The organism is Micromonospora yasonensis (genome assembly GCF_026013475.1).
Classification (GTDB): Bacteria; Actinomycetota; Actinomycetes; order Mycobacteriales; family Micromonosporaceae; genus Micromonospora; species Micromonospora yasonensis.
Genome location: NZ_JAPDPH010000175.1, coordinates 1 through 14,685, shown reverse-complemented (window position 1 = coordinate 14,685; position 14,685 = coordinate 1). Strand labels below are relative to the sequence as shown.

At 68.8% G+C, this 14,685-nt stretch carries 8 protein-coding genes and 1 pseudogene; 5 read left to right on the top strand and 4 right to left on the bottom strand.

The annotated features are described in order from the left end of the window. Nucleotides 1-118: 118 nt before the first annotated feature. Nucleotides 119-1,117 carry a zinc-binding dehydrogenase gene (locus ONA70_RS27005; RefSeq protein ID WP_265009299.1) on the bottom strand — a complete coding sequence of 333 codons (999 nt, stop codon included), beginning with the start codon at nucleotides 1,115-1,117 and terminating at the stop codon, nucleotides 119-121. A 112-nt stretch (nucleotides 1,118-1,229) separates the two neighbouring features. Between ONA70_RS27005 and ONA70_RS27000 the strand changes: the two genes are divergently transcribed. After that, nucleotides 1,230-1,856: a TetR/AcrR family transcriptional regulator gene (locus tag ONA70_RS27000; RefSeq protein WP_265009298.1), complete on the top strand. Its 627-nt coding sequence runs from the start codon at nucleotides 1,230-1,232 to the stop codon at nucleotides 1,854-1,856. Nucleotides 1,857-2,262: 406 nt separating this feature from the next. After that, nucleotides 2,263-2,697: an SRPBCC family protein gene (locus ONA70_RS26995; RefSeq protein WP_265009297.1), complete on the top strand. Its 435-nt coding sequence runs from the start codon at nucleotides 2,263-2,265 to the stop codon at nucleotides 2,695-2,697. 1,076 nt (nucleotides 2,698-3,773) lie between these two features. Here the strand turns inward: ONA70_RS26995 and ONA70_RS26990 are convergent. From ONA70_RS26990 to ONA70_RS26980, 3 genes are all read right to left on the bottom strand, one after another. Then, a complete protein-coding gene (locus ONA70_RS26990) occupies nucleotides 3,774-5,108 on the bottom strand; it encodes an ABC transporter permease (RefSeq protein ID WP_265009296.1) in 1,335 nt (444 codons plus the stop codon). 70 nt (nucleotides 5,109-5,178) lie between these two features. Next, a complete protein-coding gene (locus ONA70_RS26985; protein WP_265009295.1) occupies nucleotides 5,179-5,883 on the bottom strand; it encodes an ABC transporter ATP-binding protein in 705 nt (234 codons plus the stop codon). Beyond that, the gene (locus tag ONA70_RS26980; protein ID WP_265009294.1) at nucleotides 5,880-6,770 is read right to left on the bottom strand and encodes an efflux RND transporter periplasmic adaptor subunit; all 891 of its coding nucleotides are present in this window, start codon (nucleotides 6,768-6,770) and stop codon (nucleotides 5,880-5,882) included. The genes ONA70_RS26985 and ONA70_RS26980 overlap by 4 nt, the downstream gene beginning before the upstream one ends. A gap of 853 nt (nucleotides 6,771-7,623) precedes the next feature. Between ONA70_RS26980 and ONA70_RS26975 the strand changes: the two genes are divergently transcribed. The 3 genes and pseudogenes from ONA70_RS26975 to ONA70_RS26965 all read left to right on the top strand — a co-directional run bounded on the left by ONA70_RS26975 (nucleotide 7,624) and on the right by ONA70_RS26965 (nucleotide 13,764). After that, nucleotides 7,624-10,455, top strand: coding sequence for a M36 family metallopeptidase (locus ONA70_RS26975; protein WP_265009293.1), 2,832 nt, complete (start codon nucleotides 7,624-7,626; stop codon nucleotides 10,453-10,455). A gap of 679 nt (nucleotides 10,456-11,134) precedes the next feature. Continuing rightward, nucleotides 11,135-12,358, top strand: a pseudogene (locus ONA70_RS26970) (IS256 family transposase); the annotation flags it as partial. Nucleotides 12,359-12,711: 353 nt separating this feature from the next. Further along, nucleotides 12,712-13,764 carry an MFS transporter gene (locus ONA70_RS26965; RefSeq protein ID WP_265009292.1) on the top strand — a complete coding sequence of 351 codons (1,053 nt, stop codon included), beginning with the start codon at nucleotides 12,712-12,714 and terminating at the stop codon, nucleotides 13,762-13,764. The last annotated feature ends 921 nt before the right edge of the window (nucleotides 13,765-14,685 follow it).

Here is a 14,685-nt window from a genome sequence, read left to right as displayed (position 1 = left end):
TCGTCGGCGAGCGCCTTGCCGATGCCGCGGTTCGCCCCGGTCACCAGCACGGTCATGTCTTCGATGGTCGTGATCATGGTCATGTCGCGGCTCCGGCCGTGGGTGAAGTCGGGTCTGCTCAAGGCACGAGCGCGAGTTTGCCGACGGTGGCTCGGGCCTCGATTTCCGCGAGTACCTTCGGCCCCTCTGCCAGCGGATGGACGGTGGGTTGGCCGGGGCCGACCACTCCTGCCGCGAGGAGCTGGAACATCTCGGTCATGACCTCTCCGAAAATCTGCGGTGCGGACTGGATGAGGATGCCGATGTTCAGGCCGATGAGATGGACCTGGTGCTTGTAGACCAGGTCCCAGTTCGTGACCGCGGCTTCGCCGCCGGCCAGGCCGTAGACAACGACCCGCCCGGTTACCCGCCTGGCCGCGGCCAGGCTGGCCTCCAGGGTGGCGCCACCCACCGACTCCAGGACCAGGTCGGCGCCCGCTCCGTCGGTCAGTCGTAGAACCTCCGCTTCGATGTCGGCGCTGCGGGCGTCGAGGACGTGGTCTGCCCCGAGTGCCCGTACAACCTCGTGCTTGTCCGGCGACGCTGCGGCGAGAACCGTCGCGCCGTAGTGCTTGGCCATCCTCACTGCGGCCTGGCCGGTCCCACCTGCCGCCGCATGGATCAGCACCGTCTGCCCGGCTTCAATCAGGCCAAGTGGTTTGAGGGCCGCCAACGCGGTCGGCCAGGACACGACCATGCCCAACGCCTGCTCATCGGCCCAACCCGCCGGCACCGGAACAGCGCCGGCGGCGGGCAGCACCACGTACTCGGCGAAGGCGCCGCCCGCGATGCCGGCTCCGATGACGTGTGCGCCCCGCTCCACGCCGGAAACCCCCTCCCCAACGCTGATGACTTCGCCGGCGCCCTCGATGCCGGCCAGGTACGGCGGCTGCGGTCCGCCCGCGGAGGTGCCTCGCGACTGCATGAGGTCGAGGAAGTTGACGCCGGCGGCAGTGACCCGAATCAGAACCTCGCCCGGCCCAGGACTCGGCACCGGTGCGTCGCTGATCAGGCGAAGATCCTGCGGGCCGTCGAAGGACGTCTGCTGCAGGGCACGCATCGTTGCGGGAATGCTCATGACCACCCACTCCGGTTTGTTTGGTGACCGACAAACAAACCTTGCCACGGCAACCTGAGCCGGGTCAACGTAAACTTGATCGACCGACAAACAACTACGGAGACGTACCCCGATGGCTACTCGCGGCCGACCACGCACCTTCGACCCTGGCACTGCCCTGCAGCAAGCACTGGAGCTGTTCTGGGAGCGGGGTTACGAGGGCACCTCGCTCAGCGACCTGGCTCAGGCGATGGGGATCGCCTCGGCCAGCATCTACGCCTGCTTCGGCAGCAAGGCGGACCTGTTCCGCCAGGTCATGGACCTCTACGGCACCACTGCAGGAGCACCGCCCAGGCGCGCCCTCGACGAGCATCCGACCCCCCGGGCCGCGATCCACGCCATGCTGCGCGCCACCGCGGATCAGGTCACCCGCTCCGACGCGCCGCACTACTGCATGCTGATCCTCGCCGCCCCCACCGGTGCTGTCGAGAACCACGCAGTTCGAGAGTTCCTTGCCGACATCCGGCGATCGCAATTCACCGCCATCCGAGACCGGCTCGTCCGCGGCGTCGCCGAGGGTGACCTTACGGCGTCCGACGCCGACGTCGACGCCGTCGCTCGCTACTACGCCACGGTGGTGCAAGGCCTCTCCGTACAGGCCCGCGACGGCGCGTCCCGCGCCGAGCTGGAAGCGGTCATCACCTGTGCGATGGCCGGATGGGACGCCTTGACCTCCGCACAATCAAGCATCGCCAACTGAGCCGCCGAGCTGGCACAGCCACTGGGGTGAGGGCCGACCTCGCGTGGTGTCGGCTCTCACCGGCACTGCACCGTCACCAATATGCGGTGGTGTCGGCGCCGACCGCCAACCGCTGTCGAATGAGACCTACACAGCCAGACGTGGGAGCCGGTACGGCCGCGCAGGTCAAGCGAGGTAACCGTCCTGCCGCTCCCGGCCCTGTCCACACTTCCTGAACCGTGAGACCAATGCCTGAGGGCGAGCCTTTTCTCACCGAGAATGGACGTCTGGCCCGGTAGCCGTTCGTCGTCGCAGCCGGCTTGCGGTTGTCGAGGCGGCTCGGTCGCCGGCCTCACCTGAACATCTGGGACGATGCGGCATGCGCTCACGCTTACGGATTGTCAGAGTGACGACCAGGCCCGCTCAGGTGAAAGAGACAGCCACCGTTGACCTATCAAAGAGCGCGGAAGCGGCGTGGTCGTTCATGTGGGACCCCGCCTCTTCTCTCAAGCTCCTCGATGCTGAGGTCGCCGTTGCTCTCCCAGGTCAGGAGGGCGTGGGTGAGATCCAGGCGTTTGTTGAGCGGGTCCAAGGCGTCCGAGTGGGTCTCCTTCACGAGGTAATCGAGTTCGATCCCGGCCACCGCGCCGTGACCCGCAGCCTTGTTGGCTGGTGTCCAAGCTGGGGGGCACTCACCATCGAGCCGCTCGGGCCCAACTCGTGCCGTCTCACCCAGGAGTTTTGGGCAGAAGTTCCGGCGGGCGTACCCGCTGGGACGGAGCAGCAACAGCGCAGGGAGTTCCGACAGCGGTTGGAAACGATGATGCGCCGGCTGGCCGAGTGGGCCGTCGGCCGACTCTGATGGTCCGGCCATCGGCATGCCCGGTAAGGGATAGTCCCAACTTGTGTGACCCGACAACTGACGTGCGACACATCTCCGCCACGTAATGCGCGACAGTTGAGAGCCTGTGGCCCGGCCCCGCTCGAAGACTGGTGAGGCTCAGCGGCGCTTCCCCATGTCTGATGCCAGTAGCTGGCGTCGTCGCTGCCCACACGAAGTACAGCATCCGGCGTCGCTGGCGCAGGCCAGAGTTCGATGAGATACCTATCGACCACTTCGTCGGCGAACTCGCCCTGCGCGCCGGCGTCCCGACCTGCGGCCGACACTCTCAGACGGTATTGCCCTGGCGGCACGGCGAGCGGCCCGCCGGACTCGCCTGCTCAGGTCGACCATCGAATGACGCGACCTGGGGGCAGGTCGAACGATGCCTCAACGACGTCTTCCCAGTCGGCACTTGCTCTTGGCTCGGTGGCCTCCAACATGATGCGTACCACGGAACCGCCTGACCGACGGGCACGCCCCGGATCTTGTAGAGGGGCCTTGGTGCGCGCTATCGCGGTCGACGACGATATTGACATCGAAGCGCTGGTGTCTGAGGTACTGGCATCGGTGCCTGGGAGGAATCAGTGACCTGGCCGGTGACCGAGCCGGTGATACTGTTCGACTCGGCATACGAGGGCATCATGGCGCCCTGCCGGGCATGGTGCCGCCGTCGCTCAGAAGCCCCAGGTCACCCCCCTTCGGGACTTCGAGCCCGCAGCCTGGCGCTCCCTCCTCACCGCGAATCCCCGATGAGGGGACGCGCCTGCGGTCACCAGCAGGGCGACCGCCTCGGTATGGCCGCCCCGAAGGGCCCACTCGAGCGGCGACAGGCCGCTCCCGTGGTCTTCGCGGAGATTCGGGCCCACGCCGTAGGCGTGGAGCACGACGTCGATATGCCCCACGCATACGTACGGTGGTTGCGGCGCTGGTTCGTAATGCATGACGCTCAGGGCGGCCGAGCCCCGCACATGATCCTTACCACCGCCTGGCTTAGCAGCGTTCTCAATATCTGTTTGGGCGATGGGCGTGCGGATTCGTCATACCTGCGGAAGGCCTCAGGCGCGCATGACGGTGGCGATCGGGATGCGGGCGGCGCGGATGGCGGGGATGAGGCCGCCGAGCAGTCCGGCGACCAGGCCGGCGATGACGCCTGCGGCCCCTGCCTGCCAGGGGAACACGAGGTCTCGTAGGAGCTGCTCCCGGTCGCCGAACAGCGTGCTGACTGCGGTGAGTGCGAGTGCGGACAGTCCGATGGCGGCGGCTGCGGTGAGGAGGCCGGTCAACAGTGTTTCCGCGAGGACGATGCCGGCCAGCAGGGATCGTGAGGTGCCCACCGCGCGCCGCAGCGCGAATTCCTCGACCCGCTCTCCGACGGTCGCGAGCCCGACGTTGAGGATGCCGGCGACGCCGATGAGGAGGACCAGGCCGGCCATGCCGAGGAAGATCCAGCGCAGGAGTGCCAACTCCTTGGCGATGTCCTTCCGCGCCTGGATCGTCTCGAAGTGGATCTGCTCGGCGGGTATCCCGCTGGCGGTGAGGCGGATCCGCAGCAGCTGCTCCACGTCGCTTGCGGTGGGCGCAAGCATCACTTGCAGCCCGGGGCCGTAGTCGCCGCCGTTGCTCGCGCGGGGCACCCAGTTCTGTAGCTCATCGGCTCGGGTGTAGGCGGTGGGCTGCGGATTGCCGTCGTCGATGACGCCGATGATGCGCGGCGTCGGGTTGGCGGTCGCCCCTTCAACGCGCATCTCGGCCGGCACCTGATGGCGCGTGAAGCCCTTGGCCGCCTCGAGGTTGATGACGATCCGGGGGGACAGCGACGGGTCGGAGGAGAAGTCCAGCCACTGGCCGGAGACCGGCCGGAAGGGCCGGAACTGGCGGATGTCGCCGGTCAGCGCACTGAGGCTCAGCTCGATCGCCTTGCCGGGCACGGGAACGGCTGGGGCGTCGCCGGTCGCCTTCATCGGCTGGCAGTAACCGCGGGGGTCGCAGTACATGTCGCCGCCACCGGGACCGACGTACTGTCCGCCGCCCGGCTGGTCGAACGGTGCCCCACCGGGGTTGACCGGGCTGACGCCCGGCTCTCCGATGATCGCCTGGGTGGTGGAGACCGCGACCGCGTCCTTGCGCCCTTTCAGGGTGTCCTGGCTGATCTGGATGGTGTCGGCGTTGCCCGGCAGGTAGGTCTGCCGGGTGCCGTCCTTGCCCATGTGCAGCTCCAGATCAGCCAGCCGGGCGTTCTTGGCGGTCTCGGCGCCGACCTGGACGACCACGACGGCCATCACCCCCAGGAACAGGCTCACCATCGACAGGAGGGTGCGGGTCTTGCGGGCCCGGATGCCCTGACCACCGATGATCAGAGCCGAACGGAACCGTCCGGAGAGCCGGATCACGCGGCCACCCCGCTGCGCTCAGCATCGGGCCGCACCGTTCCGGTCGCCGCTTTGTGCCGTGCTCGCCGGCTCACTGAGGCACGCTCCTTGTGTCGGTAGCCGGCTGGAGCACCCCGTCGCTGAGGCGCAGCACCCGCTGCATCTTGTTGGCGTGATCCCAGTCGTGGGTGACCAGGATCAGGCCACAACCCCGGTCGGTCGCCGACCGCAACACCTCGATCACCAGGTTGCCCGTCTCCGTGTCCAGGGCTCCGGTTGGCTCGTCGGCCAACAGCAGACGTGGCTCCCGCACGAGCGCCCGGGCGATCGCCACCCGCTGCTGCTCGCCGCCGGACAGGCGGGCCGGCCGGTGCTTGGCGAGATGCGCGATGCCGACCCGGTCGAGGGCCTCCAGGGTCCTGGCCCTACGTTTGCGGCGCGGCAGCCAGCCCTGGCCGTTGACCAGGGCCATCGCCACGTTCTGCGCCGCGGTCAGGTGCTTGAGCAGGAAGAACCGCTGGAACACGAAGCCGAACTCAGCACTGCGCAGAGCTGCCGCCCTGCGCTCCCGCAGCCGGGTGATGTCCCGGCCATCCAGCAGGTACTGTCCACCGTCCGGCCGGTCGAAGAGGCCGATCAGGCTGAGCAGTGTGCTCTTGCCGGATCCCGAGCGTCCGAGGATGGCCACGCTCTCGCCACTGTCGACGGTCAAGTCGGTGCCGTCGAGGATGGTGCGCGGTGTTTTCTGGCCCTTCAGCGTCTTCGTGATGCCGTGGAGCTCCAGCAACGCCGTCACTTTTCACCCATCGGAGCGGACGGGTCACCCTCTCCGCCGGGTTTGGCGGGTGGGAGGTTGGGGCCAGGGACCGCGACCGTCTCCTCGCCGGTGAGACCGGACTTGATCTGCACGACCTTGCCGTCGCTGAGCCCCAGCACGACATCCCTGGTCTCCCGGCTACCGTCCGGCTTGACCACGTCCACCTTGCCCCGGCCCTGCCCGCCGGCGACCGCTTCGACCGGGAGTACCAGGGCATTGGTGGCCCTCGCGGTCACCACCTCGAGCGTGGCGCTGGCACCGTTGATCAGCTTCACGTTGGCGGGTGCAGTGCACACCAGGCGCATCCCGGTCGGCTCCGACGGCTCGGTCCGGTCCTGCCTGGTCGGGGGCGCCTCGACGACCGGCGGGGCGGACGGCTGGCCGGACGGCACGGGGGACGGCTCGACGGACGGCGGATCCGGGATGGTGCCGGCGGGCAAGGCCGCGATGGTGCCGAGCACCTTGCACGGGAAGGGTCCGGGACCGTTCTTGATCTGGGCCTGGACCGTCGCGAGAGAATCCGAGATCTGGTAAGCCTGGGCGCCGTCGATGTCGGCGACGAGCCCGTAGCCGACCTTCTTCGCCGAAACGATGGGCATCCCGGCGGTCACTCTGGAGCCGTCGTCAACCAGTCGGCCGGCGAACACCGCACCCGCTGGGACCTCGATGCGGTGCGCCTTGCCGGACGCCCAGATGCTCGCCACCCTCGTCGGCCTGGTCGGCGTACTCTGCGGCGTCCTGACATCGCGATACCGCACCTGCCCGGCAACTGGGGCCACGATCCCGAATACGGGGTTGATGGTCACTTTGCCGGACAGGCTCACCTTGTTGGCAAGGTCGTGGCGGGTGGGCTGCACGGTGGTCATTGTCGTGCCGCGGGGCGCGAGACCAGGCGTCTCTGCCTGCGCGCTCGGCTCGCTGCAGGCGGTAGCGGCGGCCACAGACATCGCAAGGACGCAGAGTGACAAGAGCCTGCGCACCGGTACCCCTAACTCGATCACTTCGGGCGAACATCTGACGAGACGCCGGGTTCGGCGATCGGTTGCCCACAGAGTGGGGCGACCTCGGCGACGGCCGACCCGCCGAAGACTACCGCCGGCCATCCTGGCCCGCTGCCCGCCGCGCCCCGACTTGTCTTGGCCATCGCAGCGGCGCTTCGACGGGAACGGCGTCCCGTATCACGGGACGTATGCCGAGGGCGAGGCGACAGAGCGCCCGCCAGACAGGGCGGCTGGACCACCCGGGGGCGGGCTGGGGCCTTACGCCGACGAGACGGCGGGCCCCTGGTGGCCGTTCGCCGACATCGCCGTCATGACCGAACGGCCTACCCTGCTGCGGGTCAACGCGCGGCCAGCTGCACGCCGAAGACGAGGCCGGGTTCAGCGCGGCGGAGACCAACGCCACGCCCGTGAGGCGGGACGGCCGCGGTGCGGCGGCGGCTCGCCGTTGTTCGAGTTCCCGCCGGGGAAAGTGCCGCCCGCGCCGCTCGCTGCCCTCCACCTCGGCCCGCCCGGACGGCGATCGCGACAGACGTAGGACCTGCTTCTCGAATGTTTCGCCACTCGTCGGATGATCGCCGCGCGAGCCACCCCATAGCGTCGAGGCGATTCACCCCGCACGCGCTCGATTACCGAACGTGACGCCGTGGCGGCGGTGAACCGGTGCTCGATGCTGTCTCATCTAACCCCCGAAAGCTTTCCGACCCCGAAAGGAGCTGCGGTGCCCCTGCCCTCGCATCCGTCCCGTGGCCGCCGCAACGCCGCCTTGCTGCTGTCCACAACCCTGGTCGCGTCCATGACGACGCTGGCCGCGCAACCTGCCTCGGCCGAGCCCGGCGAGGCCGCCCCGACGAACCCGATCTTCCTCACCGGCCCCAACAAGGGCACCCCGAACGAGATCGCCACGTCCTACCTGCGCGCGCACCCCGCCGACTACGGGGTACGCGCCACCGACCTGGCCGACCTCGCGGTGGCCTCCAGCTACACCAGCCGCCACAACGGGGTCACCCACGTCAACCTGGCCCAGCGGTACAAGGACCTGGAGGTCTTCGGCGCCACCGCCACCGTCAGCATCGCCCGTGACGGCAGCGTCGTCTTCGTCGGCGACACCCTGGTCTCCGGCCTGACCGGCAATGCCTCCGGCACCGCGTCCCTCGACGCGGTCGACGCGGTGCAGGCCGCCGCCGACGGCCTCGACCTGGCCGGCCTGGCCAACCCGAAGGTGCTCAGCCGCAGCGGCGGCGCCGCCCAGCGCACCGTCGTCTCCGGTGCCGGCGTCTCCGACCAGCCCATCCCCGCCAGGCTCGGCTGGCAACACACCCCCGACGGGCTCCGCCTGGCCTGGCAACTCGTCATCGACGACACCACCGACACCCACGTGTGGAACGCCGCCGTCGACGCCCAGACCGGCAAGCTGCTCAACGCCGACGACTGGACCGATCAGGACAGCCCGGAGGACCTCGCCAGCACGCTGGGCCGCCGGCAGGCCCCCGCCACGCCCCTCGCCACCACGAGCATCTTCGCCGGGCGGGTCGTCCCGCCGAACCCGGCGAACGACGGGTCCAGCTACCGCGTCTTCGAGTTCCCCAAGGGCGACCCGAACGACGGCCCGCGAACGCTGGTGACCAACCCGGCGGACGGCGACGCCTCGCCGTACGGGTGGCACGACACCGATGGGACCCCAGGCCCTGAGTACACGGTCACCCGGGGCAACAACGCCCACGCGTACACCGACCGGGACGCCAACAACCAGGTCGACCCGGACAGCTCGGCCGACGGCGGGACCGGCCTCACCTTCAACTTCCCCGCCGACCTGAACGAGCACCCGCAGACCTACGCCCAGGCCGCGGTGGTCAACCAGTTCTACTGGTGCAACATCGTCCACGACCTGACCTACCGATACGGCTTCGACGAGGCGTCCGGCAACTTCCAGGTCAACAACTACGGCCGGGGCGGCACCGGCGGCGACGACGTGCAGTGCGAGGCGCACGACGGCTCCGGCCAGAACAACGCCAACTTCTCCACGCCGGCCCTGGACGGCGGCCGGCCCCGGATGCAGATGTTCCTCTGGCCGGGCAACCAGTTCGGCCTGCCGAACGCCGTGACGATCGACGCGGGCTCCGCGGCCGGCACCTACGAGGCGGAGTATGCCCGGTTCACCCCCGCGCCGACCAGCGCCGGCTTCGCTGGCCAGGTCGTTCTGGTCGACGACGGGGTCGGGGCGACCGGCGACGGCTGCACCGCCTACAGCTTGCCCCAGGGTGCGGTCGCCGTGGTCGACCGGACCAGCGGCTGCAACTTCTACACCCAGGCGGTCAACGCCGAGAAGGCCGGCGCCGCCGCGGTGGTGGTGGTCAACAACGTCGCGGGCGCTCCGGCGGTGATGAGCGGATCCATGAACCCGGCCGTCGGCATCCCGGCCGTGATGGTGAGCCAGGCCGACGGAAACACCATCAAGGCCGGCCTGCCAGCCGCCGGCCACGTGCACCGCAACCTGGACCGCCCGGCGATGCGGGACGCGTCGTTCCGGTCGGAAACGATCTTCCACGAGTACGGCCACGGCGTCTCCAACCGGCTCACCGGTGGCCCGACGGTAAACTGCCTCACCGGCGAGGAGCAGATGGGCGAGGGCTGGAGCGACTTCCTCGCCATCACCGCGCTGCTCAACCCCGCGATCGACGATCCGGAGAACGCCCGCGGCTACGGCCAGTACGCGCTGTTCGAGGACAGCCGGGTGGGTGGCGGCATCCGCCCGCGGCCGTACTCCCGGAACATGGAGATCCAGCCGTTCACGTACGACAGCATCAAGACCGGTGGCTGGCTGGACGGCACCTCGCTGGCCGCCCCGCACGGCATCGGCCACGGCTGGGCGGCGGTCCTCTGGGACATGACCTGGGATCTCGTCGACCGGCACGGGTACAACCCGAACGTCTACGAGGCGTGGAACACCGGCGGCAACAACCTCGCCCTGCAACTCGTCATCGACGGGCTCAAGATGCAGGGCTGCGGCCCCGGCTTCGTCACCGGCCGCAACGCCATCATCGCCGCCGACGCGGCGCTGACCGGCGGCGAGAATGCCTGCACCCTGTGGGCCTCGTTCGCCCGCCGCGGCCTCGGCTACAGCGCGGTGCAGGGCACCACCGGCCGCAACGACAACAGCGAGGCGTTCGACACCCACCCGTCCTGCCGGGGCGACTTCATCGGCCGCTCGGCCCAGCCGGCCCTCAACACCGTCGTCGCCGGTGACGCCGTACCGATGAAGTTCCAGCTCGCTGCCAACCGCGGCCTGGACATCCTCGCCAGCGGCTCGCCGTACTCCCGCCTGGTCGACTGCGACACCCTCAAAACCGTCGGCCCCGACGGCGCGATCACCCCGCGACCCACCCCGGTCGCGGCCAGCACCCCCGGCGGATCACAACTGTCCGTCAACGCCAACGGCCAGTACAACTACCCGTGGAAGACCGACCCCACCTGGGCTGGCACCTGCCGCGAGTTCGTCCTCACCCTCGACAACGGATTCCAGCACCGCGCCTACTTCACGTTCACCAGCTGACCGCAGGTGAAGCCGGAGGGGGCACCCCGACCACGGGGCGCTCCCTCCGGTCGTCGCGGCAGCCCGAAGTGGACCCGCCCGCCGCGGTCCCGGCCGTCGTCCGCAGTCGCACTGTCGACGCCACCACCGCGTTTACCTCTGCCGCCACCAGCAACATGTGGAAATACCGGCGCACCCCGATCCGGGCCGGTCTCCGGTGTCGGGCAGGAAGCCTTCGCACGCTTTGGTCGGTACGACGCCACCAGCGCCGTCACCGAGCTCACCACCCGAGACGCCAACATCGTGCTGACAGTTAACGCGCTCGCGAGACTGCCCAACGGCGACCTAACGGACAAGCTCGACGCAGCCGTAAAAGAGGTTAGCCGTACAACACTTGCCATCCTCGCACGCTAACGCGCCTCCACGTCATGCAAGAACTGCCCCACCTTGCCCGGCTTTCAGGAACTCGCCCCGCCTCGGTCGGCTCAGCAAGGCGACCCCGAACCAGCCAGGACTTAGTCGACACCTTCGGGCACACCGAAGAGGGCACCGAGCAGAAAGCCCTGGTCAGGGGATTGCCGGGGTTGCGTCCAGGGAAGTGGTGTACGACTTGCCCGTGATAGGCGTGTTGCGTAGATGAGAGACGGCCATCGCGTCGATCCTTCAAGACGACCAAGTCAGAGAAGAAAGAGAGAACGCGATGGCCGCATCAAAGAGCGCGAACCCTGTTGACCTGCTGTGCGAGCAGATGAGGGCGCGTCGCCGGACGTGTTGCAGGCGATGATCAAACGTTCGCGCAGGCGTTGATGTCCGCCGAGGCGGACGCGATCTGCGGCGCCGGCTACGGGCAGCGCAGCGATGAGCGGGTGAACTCCCGCAATGGTTACCGGCAGCGCGAGTGGGACACCCGGTCCGGGACGATCGGTCTGGCGATCCCGAAGCCGCGGCAGGGCAGCTACTTCCCCAACTGGCTGCTGACGCACCGGCGGCGGGCCGAGCAGGCCCTGGTGTCGGTGGTGGCGACCTCCTACCTGCTCGGGGTGTCGACCCGGCGGGTGGAGAAGCTGGTCGAGCAACTCGGGATCCGGCAGCTGTCGAAGTCGCAGGTGTCGGAGATGGCCGCCCACCTGGACACGCAAGTCGAGGCGTTCCGCAACCGGCCCCTGGACTCAGGCCATTACACGTTCGTGTGGATGGACGCGGTGACGATGAAAGGCCGCGAACACGGGCGAACGGTGAACGTCCACGCGCTGATCGCAGTCGGGGTCAACGCCGACGGCCAACGCGAGGTGTTGGGCGTGGACGTCGCCTCCGACGAGGACGGCGCCGGCTGGCTGGCGTTCCTGCGGTCGTTGACCGCCCGCGGCCTGGCAGGGGTTCGCCTGGTCATCTCCGACGCCCACGCCGGCCTGGTGCAGGCGATCGGCGCCGCCCTGCCCGGGGCGTCGTGGCAGCGGTGCAGGACCCATTACCTGCGCAACTACTGACGAAGGTGCCGAAGTCGGCGCAGCCGTGGATCGCCACCCTCGTCCGCGCGATCTTCGACCAGCCCGACACCGACGCCGTCCGAGCCCAGTTCGCACGGGTCGTAGCCACGATCGAGGCGAAGTTCCCGGCCACGGCCGAACACCTCGACCACGCCCGCGACGACCTGCTTGCGTTCACCGACTTCCCTCGCGAGATCTGGCCACAGATCTGGTCGAACAACCCGCAGGAACGCCTGAACAAGGAGATCCGCCGCCGCACCGACGTCGTCGGGATCTTCCCCAACCGGCCATCGATCATCCGCCTCGTCGGCGCAGTCCTCGCAGAGCAGACCGACGAATGGACCGAAGGCCGCCGCTACATGGGCCTGGAACTACTAGCCAAAGCCCGCCTGATCACCGTCGACACCGACCAACACGACACCGACAACACCCAGCCGACCCCGATCGCCGCACAACATCAAACCGGATCCCGCGATGGCCGTCTCCTACACCACCCGCGCGGACGTGACCCGCCCCCCCCGGCGTCAAACATCCTGCGACGCCGTTTCGTCAACCATCATGCGAGACCAGGCATCGCCGGCAGTCGGCCTGTCCTCCGTCGACTGATGTGCGACAGGCGTCCGCTGACTGATCTGCGACACCTCGGCGCGCTGATCGCGGGCAGATGTGCGCACCCGATCTGCCAAGGCGACGGCGTCGCCCGCTGGCGGCGAACGCCACGAGCCATACCCGCGCGATCGCCATGACAGCGTCTTGTGCCCTACTGGGACCCCACCGGTGGGGACTCGGCGTGCTCGGCGCGATTTCCGGGCAGGTCCTCACACCGCTCGCCGGGGACCTCACCGGCGACGCCCACCGCGGTCGGATCATCGGCGCCGTCGGGTCCGGGACCCTCACCGGTATCTTGGCCTCCCGCACAATCAGCGGGTTCCTCGCCGGCGCCGCCGGGTGGCGTACGATCTTCGCCCTCGCCGCGGTCGTCGCCGTCCTGCTCGCGGTCCTGCTCTACCACGCGATTCCACCGCTGGCGCCGCGGACGCGCATGCCATACCCGCAGCTCATCGCCTCGATCGGCGCGGTGGTCATGCGCGAGCGGGCGGCCCGATGGACGCTGGTCCTCGCCGCCACCGGATTCGCCACGTTCTCGCTGTTCTGGACGGCACTGACGTTCCTGCTCAGCAGCCCACCGTTCCGGTACCCGGTACCGGTGATCGGGTTGTTCGGGTTGGCTAGCCTCGCTGGTGTCCTTTCCGGCCTGCACGGCGGTCGTCTGCACGACCGCGGTTGGTCGCTTCCAGCCACCGGCACGGCCTGGATACTGGCCCTCGGCGCCTTCGTCGTCGCGGCGTTCGCCGGCCGCTCCGTCGTACTTATCATCACCGCGGCCATCATGATCGATATTGCCCTCCAGACGCAGGCCCTCCTCAACCGGGCACGGCTGTTCGCCCTCTCCCACGAGGCCCGCAGCCGGCTCAACACGGCGCCAGCCACCGGCAACTTCATCGCCGCTGCTATCGGCTCCGCCGCCGCGACCACGCTCTGGTCCGCGGGCGGCTGGACAGCGGTCACGATCACGGGAACGGCGCTCTGCTGCTTCGCGCTCACCGTGTGGGCACTGGGACGTCGCGGCCCACTCGCGATCCGCTTCGCCATGACGGACAGCTGTAACGGACCGCAGCGACACCTCCCCTCAACCGCGCGACATTCGCACGTAGCGCTCGGAACGCTCCCGAGTCGAACCCGCCATAAGACCCTCGCGCACAGTCCACGCGTCCACTTCTCGGCTACTTGTCCGGACACTCCGAGGGCTGCTGCTGGGTGGTCACGCTCCTCATCGCGCTGATCGCGGCATGGCTGATCAGACGGGCAAGCACGTGCCATCGTGCAGCGTCCCAGCTACGCCGGCCGCCTCTCTCGAGGGAAGCACGTAGCCGAGCACGCAGGCACCTCCAACTCGCGCGGCGAACACGAGCCCCTTGCCCTCGGTGATGTCGTCGGGCCGCGCGGGTCGTACGACATGGTCGACCAGACCCACCCGGTTTAGCGCGTTCCGCAGCTCGCCGGCGTCGATTTTGTCCCGACTGCATGGCCCGGGTCCGCCGGCCGCAGTCGTCACGCAGACCGAAGGCTGCCGATCGATCAGGGCCGACACCTCCGTTCGGAGTTCAACGGCGGCGAGTCGGGCGGCCTCCCGCGCCGCTTGGCTCGGGGTGCTCCGGCCCGCCGCGACGGCGAGGTCCCAGCATGGATCGGGCACCGCTCCGGTCGGTTGCGGGGGTTGGAAACAGGTGACGGCTCGGGGAGCGGTCGGTTCTGCCGCAGTGCTGCCACCATCACTGGTCTGGACCAAGATTGGCACGCTGAGCGAAACGGCGGCAGAGAGGACGAAGGCAGCACCGAGCGCTGCCGCTATGACGGCCGGTCTCGGTGAGCGCCAATTCACCCGCTAGACAATACGCATGACGGGTTCGGCTCGCCGACTGGGACGAGGTGCCGGCTGGGTTGAAGGTATCGAGTCCTTCGCCGCTCTGATCTGATCCCTACCTCCTAAGCCCGGCTACCCCGCCAAAGGGTGACGCACTCATCTCGGCTACTTGTTTCATTAACCTGCGACCGTGGCCCGGCCAGGCTTCGGTCGAGGCGCCCGGGTTGTCGCTCTCATTTCGGCTGCCCACGCTGGTCGTGTGGCTCTCATCTGACCTGCGTGCTGGCCACGGCCGGTGCCCGGATGCATTTGGCATCCGTTTGGGGGTGAAGGGGTTCG